This is a genomic window from Burkholderia sp. 3C (assembly GCF_054589155.1).
The window spans coordinates 89,628-107,106 of record NZ_BAAILN010000044.1 but is presented as its reverse complement, the minus strand read 5'-3'; the positions used below and the strand labels follow the sequence as shown (position 1 = coordinate 107,106).

The following is a 17,479-nucleotide window of genomic DNA, read 5'->3' as shown; positions in this document are numbered from 1 at the left end:
CGCGGGCGGTCGCGAGTGAACAGGGCCGCCACCCGTTTCGTGCTGCGGGGTAGTGGCGGTGTCCTGAACGCGAGCGGCTGCAAGCGAACGCAGCCGCCACCCGTTCATTCGACCGCCGCTTCCGTGGCGTCGCCCGAGCGCGTCACGCGCGTGCGCATCATCGCGTTGCCGATCGCGCCGGCCGCCATGATCGCGGCGGTGGCGAAGAACGTCGAGCGCATGCCGTAATGGCCGCCGAAGTAGCCGCCCGCGAGCGGCCCGGCCACCTGCCCGACGTATTGCGACGAGGTCGAATAGCCGAGCATGGTGCCGGCCACGGCGGGCGGCGCGTTGTGGCGAATCACGCTGGCCACGCACGGCAGCAGGCCGCCGAGCGCGATGCCCATCGCGAAGCGCAGCGCGACGAGCTGCCAGCCCTGCGTGACGAACGCCTGCGGAATCAGCAGTACGGCCGACGCCGCGAGGCAGCCGACGATCACGTTCCAGTGGCCGATGCGGTCGGCCAGCTTGCCGAGCCGCGAGGCCGACAGGATGCTGCCGAGCGCCGCGCCCGACATCACGAGGCCGGCGACGAACGTGACCTGCTGCGCGGGCACCAGTTGCGCGACGTACACGGTGATGATCGGCTCGATCGACATGTTGGCCAGCATCAGCAGCGCGCCCGTGACGAGCATGGCCACCACCGGCCGTTTATCGGGCAGCGCGCCCCAGCCCGGCTTGTCGGCCGCGCCGCGCCCGGCTGCGGCGGGGCGGTCGCGCTTGATCAGGAACACGGTGGCGAGGAACGCCACGCCGATCGCCGCGCCGGAGAACTGGAACGTGGCGCGGATGCCGATCACCGACGGCAGCCAGCCACCGAGCAGCGGGCCGGCGATGCTGCCGGCCATGATGCCGGACGACAACACGCCGAGCGCCCAGCCGCAGCGCGCCTTCGGCGTCTGCGTGGCGACCAGCACGGTGGAGCCCGACGCATAGCCGCCCAGCAGGCCGACTGCGAGCCGCAACGCCACGAGCTGCCAGACGTCGTGCGCGATGCCCATCAGCGACATCACGATGGTCATGCCGAGGCTCGCGCGGATCAGCATCAGCTTGCGGCCGTAGCGGTCGGCGAGGCGGCCCCACAGTGGCGCGGTGAGCGCGGCTGTGAAGAACGTGGCGCCGTACGCCACGCCCGACCATTGCACGATCGCGGCCGGGTCGTGCACGCCGAGCTGCTCGACGTAGAGCGGCAGGAACGGCAGCAGCAGCGTCATCGAGACGATGGTGGTGAACGAGCCGAACACGCAGACGGCGAGATTGCGGCGCCAGTGCGCGTGGCCGTCTTCGGCGGGCGCCGGCGCGGCGGGGGGAACGGAACGGCTCATCGCGGTGCCTCGGTATCGTGGGAGTCGGTGGACGTCGTGGCGGGCCGCCGCGGGTGGGCGGCGGCAACGCGCTGACGATCCTACGCCGCGTGGCGGCGCGCAAACAGACGTCCGGGGATACCGGTATCGGCACTACCTGCCTGCGTGAAGGCGGGGCAGCGGGGCCATCGATACGACGCGGGCCGCCTCAGTCGGCCATCTCCTCGTTCGCGCCGAGCAGCGCGGCGGCCACGCCGATCACGAACGGGGTGTCCTCGTCGTCGCTGCGCAGGTTGGCTTCGGCGTCGAGTGCTTCCTCGATGCCGCGCCGCGCGGCCAGCCGCGGCAGCGAGGCCAGCAGGGCCGGATCGTGGCGGGCGCGCAGGCCCGGATCGTTGAATGCACGCGCCTCGATGGCCAGCAGCATCGCCCAGCTCGGGCCGCGCAGCTCGCCGAACGGGCTGCCGCGACGCGGGCCGAACGCGCGGCGCGCGAGCGCGACCAGCACTTGCTGGAGATCCTGCGTGGCGCGATGGCGCAGGCGCAGCGATTCCATCTGCTCGAGTTCGTAATCGTCGACCAGCCAGTCGGAATCGGGGCGTGCGGCGGGTTGGCTGGCTTGGCTCAGGTCGGACATCGTCGTCATGAAAGCCCTCTTCGGGTGATCGGGTACTGTGAATATATACAGTCTTTTTGGCGCTTGCAATCGCGGAGGCGATTTATCCGGCAAGCGTTGACGAAGATGGGGCCGGAGTCAGGCGTTCCGTGTGGCGCGCATTTCGCTGATGCGCGACCACATCCGTTCGATGCCGTGCACGTCGGGCCGCGCGCCGGTGCGCGGTTCGAAATCGGCGTCGTGCAGGAAGACCAGCAGGCCCTGGTGGTCGTAGACGATATCCACGAGCCAGACGAAGCGTTGCAGCACGGCGCGCGGCGTCTCTGCGTCGAGCGCGACGGCGTCGAGGATCAGCACGCGGTAGCGCGCGGCCATGTCGAGGTAGTCGAGATGCGAGCGGGCTTGCGCGCAGAGCGCGTCGAAGTTGCACAACAGCGTGTGGGCGCCGGCCGCACGGGCCGCGAGCGGGCGGTTGGCGATCGGCACGATCGTGTCGCACGCGGCCACCGCATCGCCGTGGCGGGCGAACAGCGCGGCGATGGTGGTGTCGTCGTGCGTGAATGCCGACGCGGCCGTTTCAGCGGCCGCCGCGCCCGCCGGCTCGCGTACGCGCCGGTAATCGACCGCGCCCTCGAACGGCAGCATCAGGCAGTGCGCGTTCAGCAGCGCGATGGTCGGCTCGAAGCGGTGATGGAACTCGGGGTCGGGCAGCAGCCCGGCCGGCGGCTGGTTCGACGTGAACAGCAGATAGACGCGCCGCGCGATCGCCACCCGCAGCAGCGCGGCGAGGATCAGCGCGTCGGCGATGTCGTGCACGTGGAACTCGTCGAACCACAGCAGGCGGCTCTCGCCGAGCCATTGCGCGAGCACGTCGCCGAGCTTGTCGTCGGACGGCGGCGCGGCCACCAGCCGGCGGTTCACGTCGCGCAGGAACGCATGGAAATGGGTGCGCACGCGCGGGCCGGGCCACGCTTCATGGAACAGCGCGGCCAGCAGGCTCTTGCCGCGCCCGGGCGGGCCGTAGCAATACGCGCCGATGGTCGCCTCGGGCAGCCGGCCCGCGAGCAGCGCGTCGAGATGCGCGGCGGCGGCCGACTGGTCGGCGTCGAGCGTCAGGCGGCGGCGGGCGAGTTCGGCGGTGAGCCAGGCGGGCAGCGTCGGCATGAAGGTCGGCGGCCGCTCGGGCCGCACGCGTGTGGAAAACGGCCGACAGTCTGCCACAGCCGGCGGCGGCGAGGCCTGCTCGAAGCCGCCGAAGCCGCCGAAGCCGCCGAAGCCACCGAAGCCACCGAAGCCACCGAAGCCACCGAAGCCACCGAAGCCACCGAAGCCACCGAAGCCACCGAAGCCACCGAAGCCACCGAAGCTTCCGCCGTCCCCGCCGTCCCCGAACCCTCCGAGCCTTGCTTACTCCACAGCCGCCGCCGCCGAAGCCCGCGCGCGCCCGTGCAGCCAGTTGATCGACGAGAACAGCGCGATCGCGAACACGATCAGCACGGTCGCCACGGCCAGGATCGACGGGTCGATCTGGTCGCGAATGCCGCTCCACATCTGGCGCGGCACGGTGCGCTGGTCGGGGCCGCCGATGAACAGGATCACGATCACCTCGTCGAACGAGGTGGCGAACGCGAACACGCCGCCGGTCGCCACGGCGGGCAGGATCAGCGGCAGCGTCACGCGCCGGAACGTCACCCAAGGCGGCGCGCCGAGCCCGGCCGAGGCGCGCAGCAGGCTCTGGTCGAACGACAGCAGCGAGGCGGTCACGGTGATCACCACGAACGGCGTGCCGAGCGCCGCATGCGCGAGCACCACGCCGGTATAGGAATTGACCAGGCCGAGCGGTGCGAAGATCAGGTAGAAGCCGGCCGCCACCACCACGATCGGGATGATCATCGGCGAGATCAGCAGCGGCATGATCAGCGAGCGCAGCGGAAAATTCTCGCGCGCCAGCCCGAGCGCGGCGAGCGTGCCGAGGCTGGTGGCGATCAGCGTCGAAACGATCCCGATGCCGATGCTGTTGGCGAACGCGCGCTGCCAGTCGGCGCTGCCGAAGGCCTGCGCGTACCAGCGCAGCGAGAAGCCCTCCATCGGGTACGAAAAGTAGGAGCCCGAATTGAACGAGAGCGGGATGATCACCAGGATCGGCGCGACCAGAAACGCCAGCACGAGCGCGCAATGCAGGCGCGTGCCGAGCTTCGCGAGTCGCACCGATGGAATGCTGTTCGTCAGTTGCACGAGGGGCCTCCGTGGGCGTTCAACCGAAGCGCAGCCGGTCGACGCCGACCAGCCGGTTGAAGATGAAATAGAACACCGCCGTGAAGATCACCAGGTAGGCCGACAGCGCGCCGGCCAGGCCCCAGTTCAGCAGGTCGTTGGTCTGCGAGGCGATCAACTGGCTGATCATCTCGTCGCCGGCCCCGCCGAGCAGCGCGGGCGTGATGTAGTAGCCGAGCGCCAGCACGAACACCAGGAAGCAGCCCGCGCCCACGCCGGGCAGCGTCTGCGGCATGTACACGCGCACGAACGCCACCACCGGATGTGCGCCGAGCGATTGCGCCGCGCGCAGGTAGATCGGCGGCACGCTTTTCATGACCGAATAGATCGCCAGGATCATGTACGGCAGCAGCACGTGCGTCATGCCGATCAGCACGCCGGCGCGGTTGAAGATCAGTTGCAGCGGCGCGTCGATCAGGTGCAGCGACAGCAGCACCTGATTGACCACGCCGCTCGGCTGCAGCAGCACGTACCAGGCGGTGGTGCGCACCAGCAGCGAGGTCCAGAACGGCACGATCACGAACAGCATCAGCCGGTTGCCCTGCTTCGGCGGCAGGTTCGCGAGCATCCACGCCACCGGGTAGGCGAGCAGCAGGCACAGCAGCGTGACGGTCGCGCTGATCGACACGGTGCGCAGGAACGCCGCGCGGTACACGGCGCTGTCGGCCGGTACGTGGGTGACGGCGCCCGACGGCGAGACCTGCGCGTCGATGCCGTTGAGCAGATAGTCGGGCGTCCAGGCGGAAGCGGCGCGCTTGAGCAGGCGCCAGGTCTCGGCTTGCCCCCAGCGTTCGTCGGCGTCGAGCAGCACCGGTTTCCAGGCGGCAACCGTTTCGTTCTCCTTCACATGGCGCGCCGATTTCAGCAGCAGGCTGCGGAATTCCGGCTGATAGAAATTCATGCGCCGCGCTACTTCGCCGAGGCTGCCGCTCTCGGAGGCCGATTTCAACCCGGCCGCCAGCGCCGCGAAGGCCGGCTCGCCGGGCACGCCCTGGCCGTCCCAGCGGTCGAGCACCTGGGTGAGCGCGGGCATCGCGTGCGGCACCTCGGGGTTGCGCACGCCGCGCGCGAGCAGGATCGCGATCGGCGCGATGAAGGTGGCGAGCAGGAACACCAGCAGCGGCAGCGCGAGCAGCAGCGCCTGCAAGGCGGCCTTGCGGCGCGCCTGCCGGTATTTCTCGACGCGGCCGGCCGCGAGCGGGGCGCCGGCCGGTGTCGTCGGCTGCGGGGATAGCTTCATGGTTGGGACTCCTGCGCGTCGCGCGACCAAACGAGACGAAATGGGACGAACCGCGACGCGCCGTGTTACACCGTCGGCGGAATCTCGCTTACTGCGTCAGCCAGACCTGGAAACGCTTGTTCAGCGCGTCGCCGTTGTCGGCCCAGAAGTTCGCGTCGATCTGCAGCGGGCGCTTGAAGTTCGCAGGCGCCGTCGGCATGTCGGCCAGCCGCTCCTTGTCGATCAGCGGCAGCGAATCCTTGCGCGGCGGCGCATAGGCGATGTACTTCGTCAGGTCCGCATAAGCCTTCGGCTGCGAGGAGAACACGATGAACTGCTTGGCCAGCGCCGCATGCTTGGCGCCCTTCGGCACCGCCCACCATTCGTAGTCGTACAACTGCGCGTCCCAGACGATCTTGAACGGCTTCTTGTCCTGATGCACGGCGCTGTCGATCCGGCCGTTGTAGGCCTGCACCATCGACACGGCGCCGTCCGCCAGCAACTGCGGCGCCTGCGCGCCGGCTTCCCACCAGACGATGCTCGACTTGATGGTGTCGAGTTTCTTGAACGCGCGATCGACGCCGGCCGGCGTGCCGAGCACCTTGTAGACATCCTTCGGCGCCACGCCGTCGGCGATCAGCGCCCATTCGAGCGTGACCTTCGGCGATTTGCGCAGGCCGCGCTTGCCGGGGAATTTCGTCAGGTCGAAGAAATCGGCGATGCTGGTCGGCGGCGTCTTCAGCTTGCTCGTGTCATAGGCATAAACGGTCGACCACACCATCGCCGCGACCGCGCATTCGCGCAGCGAGCCGGGCAGGAAGTCGCTGGTCTTGCCGATCGTCTTGCTGTCGAACTTTTCGAGCAGGCCTTCGTCGCAGGCGTTGATCGCATCGTTGGTTTCCATGTCGATCAGATCCCAGGTCGGGTTCTTGGCCTGCTCCATCGCCTGCAGCTTGGCGAGGCCGCCGTCGTACGACTCGGTCGTGAACTGCGTGCCCGTCTTGGCCGTGAACGGCTCGAACCACGCGTGGCGCGCGGCCGATTCGTAGGCGCCGCCGAAGGTGACGACGGACAGCGTGTCGGCCGCGTGCGCCGGCACGGTGGCGAGCGCGGAAACGGCGACAGCAGCGACAGCGGCGACGGCGGCGGCCGCGGCGAGGCGGCTGCGGACAACGGTGCGTGTGGTTTTCATCAGTTGACTCCGGGAGCGAGGGGCAGGGCAGGGGAAGAAGACGGGGACGCGGCGGCGGCGTCGGCCACGGGCTGGCGCGGCGCGGCCGCGGCGGCCAGCACCTTGCAGTCGTCGCGGCGCCAGGCGATCGCGGCGGCGGAGCCGACCGGCGGCAGATCGACGAGCCGGGTGTTCGCCACCTTGACGACCAGCATCTGGCCGTCGGGCGTGCGCGCGTGGATCCGGTGGTGGTCGCCGCAATACACCACTTCGTGCACGTTCGCGAGCACCACGTTGGTATCGTCGGGCGGCGTGGCGAGCGTGGCCGCGTCGGCCAGCCGGGCGCGTTCGGGGCGCAGCGCCAGCATCGCCGTGTCGCCGGCTTCGACGCCGCTGCCGCAGCGGCCGCGAATCGCGGTGCCGTCGGCCAGCGCAAGCGTGGCGAAGCCGCCGTCGATGGCGGCCACCCGGCCCGTCAGGCCGTTGTTCTCGCCGACGAAGTTCGCGACGAACGCGTTCTGGGCATCTTCGTAGAGTTCGCTGGGCGAGGCGGCCTGCTGGATGCGTCCGTCGGAGAACACCGCGACGCGGTTCGACATCGTCAGCGCCTCGGCCTGATCGTGCGTGACGTAGACGATCGTCAGCGCCAGTTCGCGATGCAGCCGCATGATTTCGTACTGCATGGTTTCGCGCAGCCGCTTGTCGAGCGCGCCGAGCGGCTCGTCCATCAGCACCACGCTCGGCTCGAACACCAGCGCGCGCGCCAGCGCCACGCGCTGCTGCTGGCCGCCCGACAATTGCGCGGGCCGGCGCGCGGCCAGATGCGACAGCTCCACCATTTCGAGCGCGCGCAGCGTGCGCGCCTTCTGCTCGGCGCGGCCGACCTTGCGCACCGACAGCGGAAACGCCACGTTCTGCGCGATCGTCATGTGCGGAAACAGCGCGTAGTTCTGGAACACCATGCCGATGTCGCGCTGGTGCGGAAGCTTGTCGTCGAGGCGGCGGCCGTCGAGCAGGATCGAGCCGTCGGTCGGCGTCTCGAAGCCGGCGAGCATCATCAGCGTGGTGGTCTTGCCGGAGCCGGACGGCCCGAGCAGCGCGACGAATTCGCCGCGCGCGATGTCGAGATCGAGCCCGTCCACCACGGATTGCAGGCCGTCGTAGGATTTGCTGACGCCGACGAACGAAATATAGGGTTGGCTGGCCATCGTCTGACTGTGAGGGCTGGACGGCCTCGCTTGCGCGCGGCCGGGGTTCATCGGGACCTCTCGTTTGCCGTGCCGCCGCTTCAGGCGGCCACGCGCGAGGCGAGGTAACGCGCGAAGTCGTAGTTCGGCCGTTCGAGGTGGCTCAGGTGGCCCGGCGCCGCGAGCGGCGCATGGACGCCGCGGAACACCGCTTCCACGCCGCGCCGGTCCTCGGCGTTCACTTCATCGAGCAGGGCCTTCAGCGTCGCCATGTATTCGCCGGCCTTCGGATCGGCGATGAATTCCGGCGCGAGCCCGCCGCCGAAGCGGATCTGCACGCGATCCACGCCGAGCGGCTGCAACACCAGGTACCAGAAATAGCCGGGCGTCAGCGTGATCAGGTGGGTCGGGTAGATCGCCAGCAGCGCGGTGGTCTTGCGCCAGTGGCCTTCGAGCCGCGTGTTGTCGGGATGCGCGTTGCCGATCGGCAGCGACGCTTCCTTGGTGATCCAGTGGTAGTTGAAGGCCGGCAGCCCCGGCGGACATTCCATTTCCTCGAGCTTCGAATGCGGCCCCACCGTGGCCCGATGCAGCATCGGCAGGTGGTAGCTCTCCATGAAGTTTTCCGCGAGGATCTTCCAGTTGGTGTCCCAGGTGTGCTCCTCGTAGAAGGTCTCGACGTAGGCGCTCATGTCGTAGTCGGCCACCAGTGCGTCGAGTTCCTTCAACTGCTCGGCCACGGCCGGCGCGCCGGCGTTCAGCGTCAGGTAGATCCAGCCCTGCCAGACCTCGCAGCGCACCGCCGGCAACCGGTATTGATCCTTGCAGAAGCCGGGCTGGCGATCCATCAGGGGCGCGCCGCGCAGCGCGCCGTCGAGGTCGTAGTTCCAGGCGTGATAGGGGCAGACGATGCGGCGCGTGTTGCCGCGCCCTTCGAGCAGCACCGACATCCGGTGCAGGCAGACGTTCGACATCGCGCGCAGCGTCCCGTCCTCGCCGCGCAGCACCGCGACCGGCTGGCCGCCGATGTCGGCCGTCAGATAGTCGCCCGGGTTCGGCAGCGCGCCGGCGCGGCCCACGCAGAGCCAGTCGTGACGGAAGATGGCTTCCTGCTCGCGGTCGAGAAAGGCCGGCGAGGTGTAGACGGCGGGCGGCATCGCGCGTGCGTCGCCGAACTCGCGCTCGCAGTTCGCGCGCAGGTTCCGGACGATCTCGTCGAGGCTGGACGGGCCGGGGGCGGGCGTGGTGCGGTTCATCTGACCTCCGAAGCGGCTGCGGCGCTATGCAATGGTCACGAATCTAACAAGTCAAATTGACAGCCAAAATATTCTTTTTGGATGTAACAGCCAGTTTTTTCCTATGCAGCGACGGGCACCTGGCCATGCAATTCGGGAATGCATTGTTCGCAGAACTGAGCGAAGCGCGTGATGAGCTGGCGCGGCTTCATGCTGCGCGACATGGCGATGCCGAGCGTGGTCGCCATCACGGTGTCGCGGAAGGGACGGATCACGAAGGTGGCGCCGTCGACGGTGCTGGTCGAGCGCAGCGGGAAGTTCAGGATGCTGAAGCCGAGCCCGTTCGCCACCATCCCGCGCACCACTTCGGGTTGCGCCGAGCGGTAGGTCGGCACCGGGCGGCGGCCCAGCGGATCGAACAGCGCGGCGAAATATTCGCGGCTGTGCGGCAGGTCGAGCTGCACATAGGGCTCGTCGAGCAGGTCCGCCAGCGCGACCTGCCGGCCGCGCGCGAGCCGGTGCTGCGGCGGCAGCAGCGCATAGGGCGGCAGCGAGACGACCGGCGTGAAGGCGATGTCGTCGGTCAGATCGAGGCTGTAGGTCAGCGCGATGTCGAGCGTGCCGTCGGCCAGCGCGTTCAGCAGATCGTCCTGATGCGCCTCCGAGGTGCGAAAGCCGATGCCCGCGTTGTCGGCCACGAAGCGGCTCATGATCGCCGGCAGCACCGGCGGCGCGAGCGACACCAGGCAGCCGAGCGAAATGGTGCCCGACATGCCGCCATCCATCTCGCGCGCGGTGGTTTGCAGCTCCTCGGCATTCTTTAGAAGATTGCGCGCCTGCCCGAGCATGTCGCGGCCGGCGGGCGTCAGCGACAGGCCGCTCGCATGGTGCCGGATGAACAACTGCACGCCGAACGAGGCTTCGAGCTCGGCGATCGAGGTGGAGATCGACGGTTGCGAAATATGCAGTTGCCGTGCGGCGGCCGTAAACGACAGCATTTCGGCCGTCACGACGAAATAGCGCAACTGGCGCAGCGAATACCGCAACGAGATGGTTTCCATGACGCCGGCTCCGGTCGGACCACGATCTACGGGAAGAGGGTGCGCCGACCGTGCGGCGACAGCGTCATTCTGCATAGCCAAAAACCATGCGGTGCATATTTGAAATGTGTTTTCGTCCGGGAAGGCCGCGACGTACATTTTTTCGCGAGGCGGCCGGCATGACGGGCGGGCCGGTTCAGCCCACGAAGGGAAACGCCTGTTCGGGCAGCGGATCGCCGTGCCTGAGCGTGGCCGCCAGTTCCGGATAGGGCGGCGAGGTTTCGCCGCCGCGCTCGACATACACCGCGTCGTCGCCGAGCCAGCGCCACGACACCACGCGCCGCGAGCGCTGCGACGAGGCGTTGCCGGGCGCGCCGTGCACGGTATGGAAATCGAATGCGATCGCGTCGCCCGGCTCCAGATCCCAGCCGAGAATCGTGTAGGCGTCCCGATTGGCGTCGATGTCGGGCATCGGTTCGAGCCGCGCCGAATCGTGGTCGTAATCGACGCCGCTGAACTTGCGCGGCCGGAACAGCTTGCCCCAGCGGTGCGAGCCGGCGACGAACTCGACGCAGGTGTCGCGCGGCACCGGGTCGAGCGGAATCCACAGGCTGACCGACTGCGCGGCGCTCACGCAGTAATACGGTTCGTCGTGATGCCAGGGCGTGATGCGCTCGGAACCGGCTTCCTTGACGAGCACGTGTTCGTGGAAGATCCGCGCGCGGCGCGAGCCCATCAACGCGCGCGCCACGGCCGCCGCCGGGCCGGCTTCGACGAAGCGGCGGAACGGCGCGATGCGCTGCCAGTTGCAGTAATCGCCGAAGAAGCGGCCGTGCTCCCGGCCCGGCGAATAGTTGCGGAAATACGGGCCGGGCTCGCGCTCGTTCTGCGCGACGCCGTCGCGCAGCGTGTCGATCCAGTCGGAGAAGGCGCCGCGCACCACCACGGCGCCGTCGCGCGCAAAGGCCTGTCGGGTTTCATCGGTCGGCATCGGGGTTGCTCCACAAGAAGGACGGTGATCGGTGAGGCTGATCGTGGCACGGAACATTCGGGAGAAACGACGATGAAATTTATCCGCGATGACGAAGAAAATCATGGCTTGCCGATCGACGCCGCGGCCGGGCCCTGGGTGGCGGCCGGCGCCAAGTTCACGCTGCGCCAGCTCCGCTACTTCGTGGCGGCGGTCGAGCATGGCGGCGCCGCGCAGGCGTCGCGGCGGCTGTTCATCGCACAGCCGTCGATCGCCAGCGCGATTCGCGGGCTGGAGGAACGCTTCGGCGTGCAGCTGTGCATCCGCCACCACGCGCAGGGCATCACGCTGACGCCGGCCGGCGAGCGCTTTCATCGCGACGCGGTGGCGCTGCTGCGCAGCGTGCACGCGTTCGAGCAGAACGCGCTGGCCGGGCACGAACTGGCGGGCGGCGAGATCAGCGTGGGCTGCTACGAGCCGATGGCGCCGTGGCTGCTGCCGCGTTTGATCACCGGGTTTCGCGCGCGGCATCCGGGCGTGCGGTTCCGGATCGGCGACGGCGAACAGCCCGAGCTTGTCGAGGCCTTGCGCAAGGGCCGCTACGACCTCGCGATCGTCTACGACCAGGCGCTCGGCGACGATCTCGTGCGCACCCCGCTGCGTGCGAGCGGGCGGCCCTACGTGCTGCTCGCGGCCGATCATCCGCTCGCCGCCTGCCCCATGCTGACGCTCGCGCAACTGTGCGACGCGCCGATGATCCTGCTCGACGTCGAGCCGAGCCGCCGCTATTTCCTCGGCCTGTTCGAGGCGGCGGGGCTCGCGCCGACGGTGGCGTTCGCCTCGCCGTCGATCGAGATGGTGCGCGGCCTGGTCGGGCACGGCGCGGGCTTCGCGCTGCTCGTCACGCGTCCGGCCGCCGACCTCACCTACGACGGCCGGCGCGTGGTGGCGCGGCCGCTGGCCGGGCGTCTCGCGTCCACCACGATCGTGGCCGCGACGCTGGCCGGCGCGCCGCCCACGCCGCTCACGCAGGCCTTCATCGAGTACTGCGCGCAGGCGCTGGCCGGGCATGACGACGCGCCGCAAGGCGAGGGCGCCGCGCTGGCGAGCGTCGAGGCTGCATAGCCAAAAGCTTGCGCCTACATCGAAAAACCATATTTTTCTCGGGATATTGGCCGAATAAATTGGTCTCGCGGTCGACACGGGCCGGTGCCGGCGCACCGTGCCGCGGCCTTCGTCCAATTCATTCGGAGAGCGTCTCATGTTTCGTTTCAGTCATTGGAAATCGCTGTTGCTCGCGCTGACGCTGAGCGCCGGCGCCGTCGCCGCGCATGCCGACGATCTGCTGGCCCGCGTGAAGCAGCACGGCGAGCTGGTGGTCGGCACCGAGATGCAGTTCGCGCCGTTCGATTTTCTCGAGAACGGCCAGCAAGCCGGTTTCAACAAGGATCTGTTCGCGGAGGTCGGCAAGCTGATGGCCGTGAAGGTGCGCTTCGTCGATCTGCCGTGGGAGAGCGTGCTGCCGGGGCTCGACGCCGGCAAGTTCGACATGGTGGCGGGGCCGCTGACGGTGACGAAGGCGCGCATGGGCCGCTACGCGTTCACGCTGCCGATCGCCGACGGCACCGACGCGCTGCTCAAGCGCGCGGGTGACGGCAGCCTCAAGCAGTCCTCCGATATCGCCGGCAAGGTGGTGGGCGCCGGCAAGGGCAGCGCGCAGCTCGATCAGTTGAAGGCCTACGTGGCGACGCTGCCGAAACCGCCGACCGTGCGCGAGTACGTCGACAACAACCAGGCCTACGCGGATCTCGCCGCCGGGCGTCTCGCGGCCGTCGCGAATTCGCTGACCAACGTCGCCTATGTCGCCAAGCAGCGCCCGGCGATGTTCGCGGTGGTGCAGCCGGCCTTCGGCGCGAAGGTCTACTTCGCCTACTGCATGCGCAAGGATGCCGACAGCGCGCCGCTGAACGCCGCCTTCAACGCGGCGCTCGTCACGCTGAACCAGAACGGCACGCTCGCAGCGCTGCAGAAGAAGTGGTTCGGGGTGGCGGTGGACTTGCCGTCGACGATGCCGACGCCGAGCTTCTGAGCGCGACGGACGGCCCGCCATGTTCAGCCTGACCACCTTCCTCGCGGGGCTGCCGCTGCTGGCGCATGCGGCCCTGATGACGCTCGGCGTGTCGGCCGCCGGCCTCGTGCTCGGCTTCTTCATCGGGCTGGCCGTCTGCTGCGCGCGGCTCGCGCCGTGGGCCGCGCTGCGGATCGCGGGCACGGTGTACGTGCGTTTTTTCCGTGGCGTGCCGTTGCTCGTGCAACTGTTGCTGGTGTTCTATCTGCTGCCGTTCGTCGGCATCAACGTGTCGCCGGGCGTGGCGGCGGTCAGCGCCGTCTCGCTGTGCGCGGCGTCCTACGTGGCCGAGATCCTGCGCGGCGGCTTCGAGAACCTGCCGCCGGGGCAGATCGAGGCCGCGCGCATGCTCGGCATGTCGGCCGCCGATCGTCTCTGGCGCATCCAGGTGCCGCAGGTGGTGCGTCTCACGCTGCCTTCGCTGACCAACGAGATGGTGCTGCTGATCAAGGCCTCCTCGCTGATTTCGGTGGTCGGCGTGGCCGAGATCACGCGCACCGCGCAGAACATCGCCGCGAGCACCTACCAGCCGCTGGAGGCCTATGCGGCCGCCGGCCTGATCTATTTCATCCTGTGCGGCGCGCTCGCGCTGGTCGCGCATGGCGCCGAGCGGCGCCTGCGCGCCGGCTGAACGCCGCGTCACGCCACCCCACGCCACGGAGGCTCGCGCATGTCGACGTTCGACCCCGCCGTCATCACCCACAACCTGCCGCAGATCGGCGGCGGCCTCGCGATCACGGTGGGCGCGTGGATCGCGAGCGTCGCGATCGGCCTGGCGCTCGGCTTCGCGGCGGCGCTCGCGCAGCAGCTCGGCGGGCGCGGCGCGCGTGCCGCGATTCGTGTGTACATCGAATTGTTTCGCGGCACGCCGTTTCTCGTGCAACTGTTCCTGCTGTACTACGGCGGCCCGGCCTTCGGGCTCACGCTCGATCCGCTGCCGGCCGGCATCGCGAGCCTTGCGCTGTACGCGGGCGCGTATTTCACCGAGGCGTTCCGCTCGGGGTTCGCCGCGATTCCGCCCGGGCATCTCGAGGCCGCGGCCTGCCTGGGCCTGACGCGCTGGCAGGCGATCGTGCGGATTCAGTTGCCGCAGATGCTCGCGCTGATCCTGCCGGCGCTGACCAACCTGACGATCGTGCTGAGCAAGGAGACGGCGGTGCTGTCGATCGTCACGGTGCCCGAGCTGACCTTCGTGCTGACCGGCATCGGTTCGGCGAGCTTCGCGTTCGTCGAGACGCTGCTCGCGCTGTCGGTCTGCTATCTGTTGCTGGTCGAACTCGCGACGTGGGCCGGTGCGCTCGCCGAGCGGCGTATCGGCCGGATGTTCGCCTGACCCCGGAGGCACGCATGCGCGTACCCGATGAGTGTTCCCCGCCCGACGCGGCCGCGCCGCCGATCGCCGTCGACGGCCTGTACAAGCGCTTCGGCCACACCGACGTGCTGCGCGGCGTGGATCTGCGCATCGCGAAATCGGAAGTGGTCTGCATCGTCGGGCCGTCCGGCTCCGGCAAGAGCACGCTGCTGCGCTGCCTGGCCGGGCTCGAAACCTACGACCACGGCGCGGTGCGGATCGAGGGCGAGCTGCTCGGCTACACCGAACGCGACGGTGTGCGCGTGCGCGCCTCGCAGGCCGAGATCAACCGCGTGCGCCGCAACGTCGGGATGGTGTTCCAGCAGTTCAACCTGTGGCCGCACATGAGCGCGCTCGGCAACGTGCAGGAGGCGTTGCTGCGCGTGCGGCGCCTGTCGCGCGACGAGGCCGCGCGCCGCGCCGCCGCGATGCTCGAGATGGTCGGGCTGTCGCATCGTGCCGACGCGCGCCCGTCGAAGATGTCGGGCGGCCAGCAGCAGCGCGTGGCGATCGCGCGCGCACTGGCGATGGAGCCGACCATCATGCTGTTCGACGAGCCGACTTCGGCGCTCGATCCCGAACTGGTGGGCGAGGTGCTGCAGGTGATGAAGCAGCTCGCGCGCGACGGCATGACGATGGCCGTCGTCACGCACGAGATGGGCTTCGCCGCGCAGATGGCCGATACCGTCGTGTTCATCGACCAGGGGCGCATCGCCGCGCAGGGCCATCCGCGCGAGTTGTTCCGCCGCTCGGAGAACCCGCGGCTGCGCCAGTTCCTGCAGAACTACGTCGATCGCAATGCGTTCTGGTCCGGCGACGAGGCGGCGCCCGCTGTTGCGGCGGTTGCCGATGGCGCCTGAGCAGCGCGGCGCCGGCTTCGGCGATTCCTCCGAATCCCCCGATTCTCTCGATTCTCTCGATTCCACCGAGCCCCCCGTCATGACCGAAACCCAGCTCCGTATCGATCTCGCCGCCGCGTTCCGCTGCTTCGCCCGTCTGGGCATGCACGAGGCGGTGGCCAATCATTTCAGCGTCGCCGTCTCGGGCGACGGCCGCCGCTTCCTGATGAACCGCAAATGGCAGCATTTTTCGCGGATCAAGGCCAGCGACCTGGTGCTGCTCGACGCGGACGATCCGTCCTGCGTGGCCGACGGCAGCGTCGATCCCACGGCCTGGGCGATCCACGGCCAGTTGCACCAGCGGCTGCCGCAGGTGCGGGTGGCGATGCACCTGCATCCGATCTACGCCACCGCGATCGCGACGCTCGCCGATCCGACCATCCTGCCGATCGAGCAGAACACCGCGCGCTATTTCCGGCGCGTCGCGCTCGATACCTCGTTCTCGGGCATGGCTGATTCCGACGACGAGGGCGCGCGCCTGGTCGCGATGCTCGACGGCAAGTCGCGGCTGATGATGGGCAATCACGGCGTGCTGGTCACGGCCGAGACGATCGGCGAGGCGTTCGACGACCTGTACACGCTCGAACGCGCCTGCCAGATCCTCGTGCACGCCTATGCGACCGGCCGGCCGATCAACGTGCTGTCGGATGCGGTGGCGGAGCGTACGGCGCGCGACTGGGAAGGCATCCGCGATTTCTCGATCGCGCATTTCGAGGAGATGAAGAAGATCCTCGACGACGAAGCGCCGTCCTACCGCGATTGAGGGCGACGGGACGAGGGGGGGGGCCAGCGGACGTCGGGACGGAGACGGTGGCGGGCGCTGCAGGCCGGCGGCGATTCCGGTAGTGTTGCGGTCAACTGTGCGACGGCCATCCGGCCGCCGCCGATGTTACCGCCATCCCTCACCGCCATCCTTGCCAGGAGCTTCCGTGTCCGCCTCCGACGATTCCTACCACTATTACGAACCCGCCTCGGGCCACGGCCTCCCGCACGATCCGTTCAACGCGATCGTCGGGCCGCGCCCGATCGGCTGGATCTCCAGCGTCGACGCCGAGGGCCGCCCGAATCTCGCGCCGTACAGTTTCTTCAACGGCTTCAACTACCGCCCGCCGATCGTCGGCTTCGCCAGCCTCGGCTGGAAGGACAGCGTCGCCAATATCGACGCGACCGGCGAGTTCGTCTGGAACCTGACCACCCGCGCGCTCGTCGAGCAGATGAACATCAGCTGCGCGCCGCTGCCGCGCGGCGTGAGCGAGGCCGACGTGGCGCGGCTCGAACTGGCGCCGTCGCAGCGGGTGCGGGCGCCGCGCGTGGCGGCCAGCCCGGTGCATTTCGAATGCCGCAAGACGCAGATCGTGCGCCTGGCCGATGCGGCCGGCGGCGAGCTGGGCACGTGGCTGGTGCTGGGCGAGGTGGTGGCGGTGCATATCCGCCGCGAGCTGCTGCGCGACGGCGTGTATCGCACCGCCGAGGCACGGCCGGTGCTGCGCGCGGGCGGGCCGGGCGATTACGCGGTGATCGAGCCGGCCTCGATGTTCGAGCTGCTGCGCCCGCAGTCGCCCGAGGAAGCCGAGCAGATGGGCGAGGCGTTCGGGCACAGCGGCAATTGAGTGGCAACTGAGCGGCGCGTTCAGCGCACCGACATCTTCTGCACGAGTTCGATGATCTTGCGGGTCGGCACGCTGACCGCGAGCGAGGCGAAGCGGGTGCGGCCGAACCAGCGCGCGCCGGTGATCTCGTTGCTGGCGATGGCCTTGCGGCCGCGCGGCACGTCGGCGATGAAGACGTGATGGCGCTTGTTCAGGCCGCCGAACTGGAACGCGTAGTGCAGCACCAGGCCGTCGAGATGGGTTTCCTCGTACAGCTCGCGGGCGGCGGCGTCCAGCGGGCTCTCGCCGGCGTGGATCGTGCCGCCGGGCAAGGCCCAGCGCGAACGCGGGCGGGTGACCAGCAGGATCTTGTTGGCGCGGCGGCACAAGACGGTGGCGCGTTCTTTCATCGTTGTTCGTTTGGTCTGGCGACGGTGGCCGGCGAGGTAGATTCGGC

At 69.0% G+C, this 17,479-nt stretch carries 18 protein-coding genes; 7 read left to right on the top strand and 11 right to left on the bottom strand.

Translation table 11 applies throughout. The features are described from left to right. Positions 1 to 104: 104 nt before the first annotated feature. The 10 genes from ACYP33_RS06895 to ACYP33_RS06850 form a co-directional block, all read right to left on the bottom strand. Positions 105 to 1,364, bottom strand: a complete 1,260-nt coding sequence (locus ACYP33_RS06895; protein WP_459620585.1) for an MFS transporter — start codon at positions 1,362 to 1,364, stop codon at positions 105 to 107. Positions 1,365 to 1,551: 187 nt separating this feature from the next. Then, complete coding sequence (locus tag ACYP33_RS06890) at positions 1,552 to 1,989, bottom strand: DUF2471 family protein (RefSeq protein ID WP_459620584.1); 438 nt, start codon at positions 1,987 to 1,989, stop codon at positions 1,552 to 1,554. Positions 1,990 to 2,097: 108 nt separating this feature from the next. Next, positions 2,098 to 3,123: a cell division protein ZapE gene (gene zapE, locus ACYP33_RS06885; RefSeq protein WP_459620582.1), complete on the bottom strand. Its 1,026-nt coding sequence runs from the start codon at positions 3,121 to 3,123 to the stop codon at positions 2,098 to 2,100. 243 nt (positions 3,124 to 3,366) lie between these two features. After that, the gene (locus ACYP33_RS06880) at positions 3,367 to 4,194 is read right to left on the bottom strand and encodes an ABC transporter permease (protein ID WP_414449918.1); all 828 of its coding nucleotides are present in this window, start codon (positions 4,192 to 4,194) and stop codon (positions 3,367 to 3,369) included. A gap of 19 nt (positions 4,195 to 4,213) precedes the next feature. Then, on the bottom strand, positions 4,214 to 5,473 hold the full coding sequence (locus ACYP33_RS06875; RefSeq protein WP_459620580.1) for an ABC transporter permease: 1,260 nt from the start codon (positions 5,471 to 5,473) through the stop codon (positions 4,214 to 4,216). An 88-nt stretch (positions 5,474 to 5,561) separates the two neighbouring features. Then, on the bottom strand, positions 5,562 to 6,644 hold the full coding sequence (locus ACYP33_RS06870) for an ABC transporter substrate-binding protein (RefSeq protein ID WP_459620578.1): 1,083 nt from the start codon (positions 6,642 to 6,644) through the stop codon (positions 5,562 to 5,564). Next, a complete protein-coding gene (locus ACYP33_RS06865) occupies positions 6,644 to 7,831 on the bottom strand; it encodes an ABC transporter ATP-binding protein (RefSeq protein WP_459620576.1) in 1,188 nt (395 codons plus the stop codon). Before ACYP33_RS06865 ends, ACYP33_RS06870 begins: the two co-directional genes overlap by 1 nt. 80 nt (positions 7,832 to 7,911) lie before the next feature. After that, the gene (locus ACYP33_RS06860; RefSeq protein ID WP_459620574.1) at positions 7,912 to 9,066 is read right to left on the bottom strand and encodes an aromatic ring-hydroxylating oxygenase subunit alpha; all 1,155 of its coding nucleotides are present in this window, start codon (positions 9,064 to 9,066) and stop codon (positions 7,912 to 7,914) included. Between the two features lie 101 nt (positions 9,067 to 9,167). Then, complete coding sequence (locus ACYP33_RS06855) at positions 9,168 to 10,106, bottom strand: LysR family transcriptional regulator (RefSeq protein WP_414444509.1); 939 nt, start codon at positions 10,104 to 10,106, stop codon at positions 9,168 to 9,170. Positions 10,107 to 10,281: 175 nt separating this feature from the next. Beyond that, positions 10,282 to 11,076, bottom strand: coding sequence for a phytanoyl-CoA dioxygenase family protein (locus ACYP33_RS06850; RefSeq protein WP_459620571.1), 795 nt, complete (start codon positions 11,074 to 11,076; stop codon positions 10,282 to 10,284). A gap of 72 nt (positions 11,077 to 11,148) precedes the next feature. Here ACYP33_RS06850 and ACYP33_RS06845 point away from each other — a divergent pair, with 72 nt between their 5' ends. From ACYP33_RS06845 to ACYP33_RS06815, 7 genes are all read left to right on the top strand, one after another. Further along, positions 11,149 to 12,180 carry a LysR family transcriptional regulator gene (locus tag ACYP33_RS06845; RefSeq protein WP_459620569.1) on the top strand — a complete coding sequence of 344 codons (1,032 nt, stop codon included), beginning with the start codon at positions 11,149 to 11,151 and terminating at the stop codon, positions 12,178 to 12,180. Positions 12,181 to 12,316: 136 nt separating this feature from the next. Then, the gene (locus ACYP33_RS06840) at positions 12,317 to 13,144 is read left to right on the top strand and encodes a transporter substrate-binding domain-containing protein (protein WP_459620567.1); all 828 of its coding nucleotides are present in this window, start codon (positions 12,317 to 12,319) and stop codon (positions 13,142 to 13,144) included. A gap of 19 nt (positions 13,145 to 13,163) precedes the next feature. After that, on the top strand, positions 13,164 to 13,814 hold the full coding sequence (locus tag ACYP33_RS06835) for an amino acid ABC transporter permease (protein WP_414449910.1): 651 nt from the start codon (positions 13,164 to 13,166) through the stop codon (positions 13,812 to 13,814). Between the two features lie 39 nt (positions 13,815 to 13,853). After that, the gene (locus ACYP33_RS06830) at positions 13,854 to 14,516 is read left to right on the top strand and encodes an amino acid ABC transporter permease (protein ID WP_414444514.1); all 663 of its coding nucleotides are present in this window, start codon (positions 13,854 to 13,856) and stop codon (positions 14,514 to 14,516) included. 14 nt (positions 14,517 to 14,530) lie between these two features. Then, entirely contained in the window at positions 14,531 to 15,394 is an 864-nt protein-coding gene (locus ACYP33_RS06825) for an amino acid ABC transporter ATP-binding protein (protein WP_459620565.1), read from the top strand. Positions 15,395 to 15,473: 79 nt separating this feature from the next. Next, entirely contained in the window at positions 15,474 to 16,196 is a 723-nt protein-coding gene (locus ACYP33_RS06820; RefSeq protein ID WP_459620563.1) for a class II aldolase and adducin N-terminal domain-containing protein, read from the top strand. A 166-nt stretch (positions 16,197 to 16,362) separates the two neighbouring features. After that, entirely contained in the window at positions 16,363 to 17,043 is a 681-nt protein-coding gene (locus tag ACYP33_RS06815) for a flavin reductase family protein (protein WP_414449907.1), read from the top strand. A 20-nt stretch (positions 17,044 to 17,063) separates the two neighbouring features. On the opposite strand, the gene ACYP33_RS06810 is transcribed toward ACYP33_RS06815, so the two are convergent. Then, positions 17,064 to 17,432: an NUDIX hydrolase gene (locus tag ACYP33_RS06810; protein ID WP_414444518.1), complete on the bottom strand. Its 369-nt coding sequence runs from the start codon at positions 17,430 to 17,432 to the stop codon at positions 17,064 to 17,066. Positions 17,433 to 17,479 lie beyond the last annotated feature (47 nt).

Coding starts and splice junctions, on each gene's coding strand:
- ACYP33_RS06850 (WP_459620571.1), bottom strand. CDS start 11,076: ATGCCGACCGATGAAACCCGACAGGCCTTTGCGCGCGACGGCGCCGTG.
- ACYP33_RS06840 (WP_459620567.1), top strand. CDS start 12,317: ATGTTTCGTTTCAGTCATTGGAAATCGCTGTTGCTCGCGCTGACGCTG.
- ACYP33_RS06875 (WP_459620580.1), bottom strand. CDS start 5,473: ATGAAGCTATCCCCGCAGCCGACGACACCGGCCGGCGCCCCGCTCGCG.
- ACYP33_RS06890 (WP_459620584.1), bottom strand. CDS start 1,989: ATGACGACGATGTCCGACCTGAGCCAAGCCAGCCAACCCGCCGCACGC.
- ACYP33_RS06895 (WP_459620585.1), bottom strand. CDS start 1,364: ATGAGCCGTTCCGTTCCCCCCGCCGCGCCGGCGCCCGCCGAAGACGGC.
- ACYP33_RS06860 (WP_459620574.1), bottom strand. CDS start 9,066: ATGAACCGCACCACGCCCGCCCCCGGCCCGTCCAGCCTCGACGAGATC.
- zapE (WP_459620582.1), bottom strand. CDS start 3,123: ATGCCGACGCTGCCCGCCTGGCTCACCGCCGAACTCGCCCGCCGCCGC.
- ACYP33_RS06820 (WP_459620563.1), top strand. CDS start 15,474: ATGACCGAAACCCAGCTCCGTATCGATCTCGCCGCCGCGTTCCGCTGC.
- ACYP33_RS06870 (WP_459620578.1), bottom strand. CDS start 6,644: ATGAAAACCACACGCACCGTTGTCCGCAGCCGCCTCGCCGCGGCCGCC.
- ACYP33_RS06810 (WP_414444518.1), bottom strand. CDS start 17,432: ATGAAAGAACGCGCCACCGTCTTGTGCCGCCGCGCCAACAAGATCCTG.
- ACYP33_RS06855 (WP_414444509.1), bottom strand. CDS start 10,106: ATGGAAACCATCTCGTTGCGGTATTCGCTGCGCCAGTTGCGCTATTTC.
- ACYP33_RS06835 (WP_414449910.1), top strand. CDS start 13,164: ATGTTCAGCCTGACCACCTTCCTCGCGGGGCTGCCGCTGCTGGCGCAT.
- ACYP33_RS06845 (WP_459620569.1), top strand. CDS start 11,149: ATGAAATTTATCCGCGATGACGAAGAAAATCATGGCTTGCCGATCGAC.
- ACYP33_RS06825 (WP_459620565.1), top strand. CDS start 14,531: ATGCGCGTACCCGATGAGTGTTCCCCGCCCGACGCGGCCGCGCCGCCG.
- ACYP33_RS06865 (WP_459620576.1), bottom strand. CDS start 7,831: ATGGCCAGCCAACCCTATATTTCGTTCGTCGGCGTCAGCAAATCCTAC.
- ACYP33_RS06830 (WP_414444514.1), top strand. CDS start 13,854: ATGTCGACGTTCGACCCCGCCGTCATCACCCACAACCTGCCGCAGATC.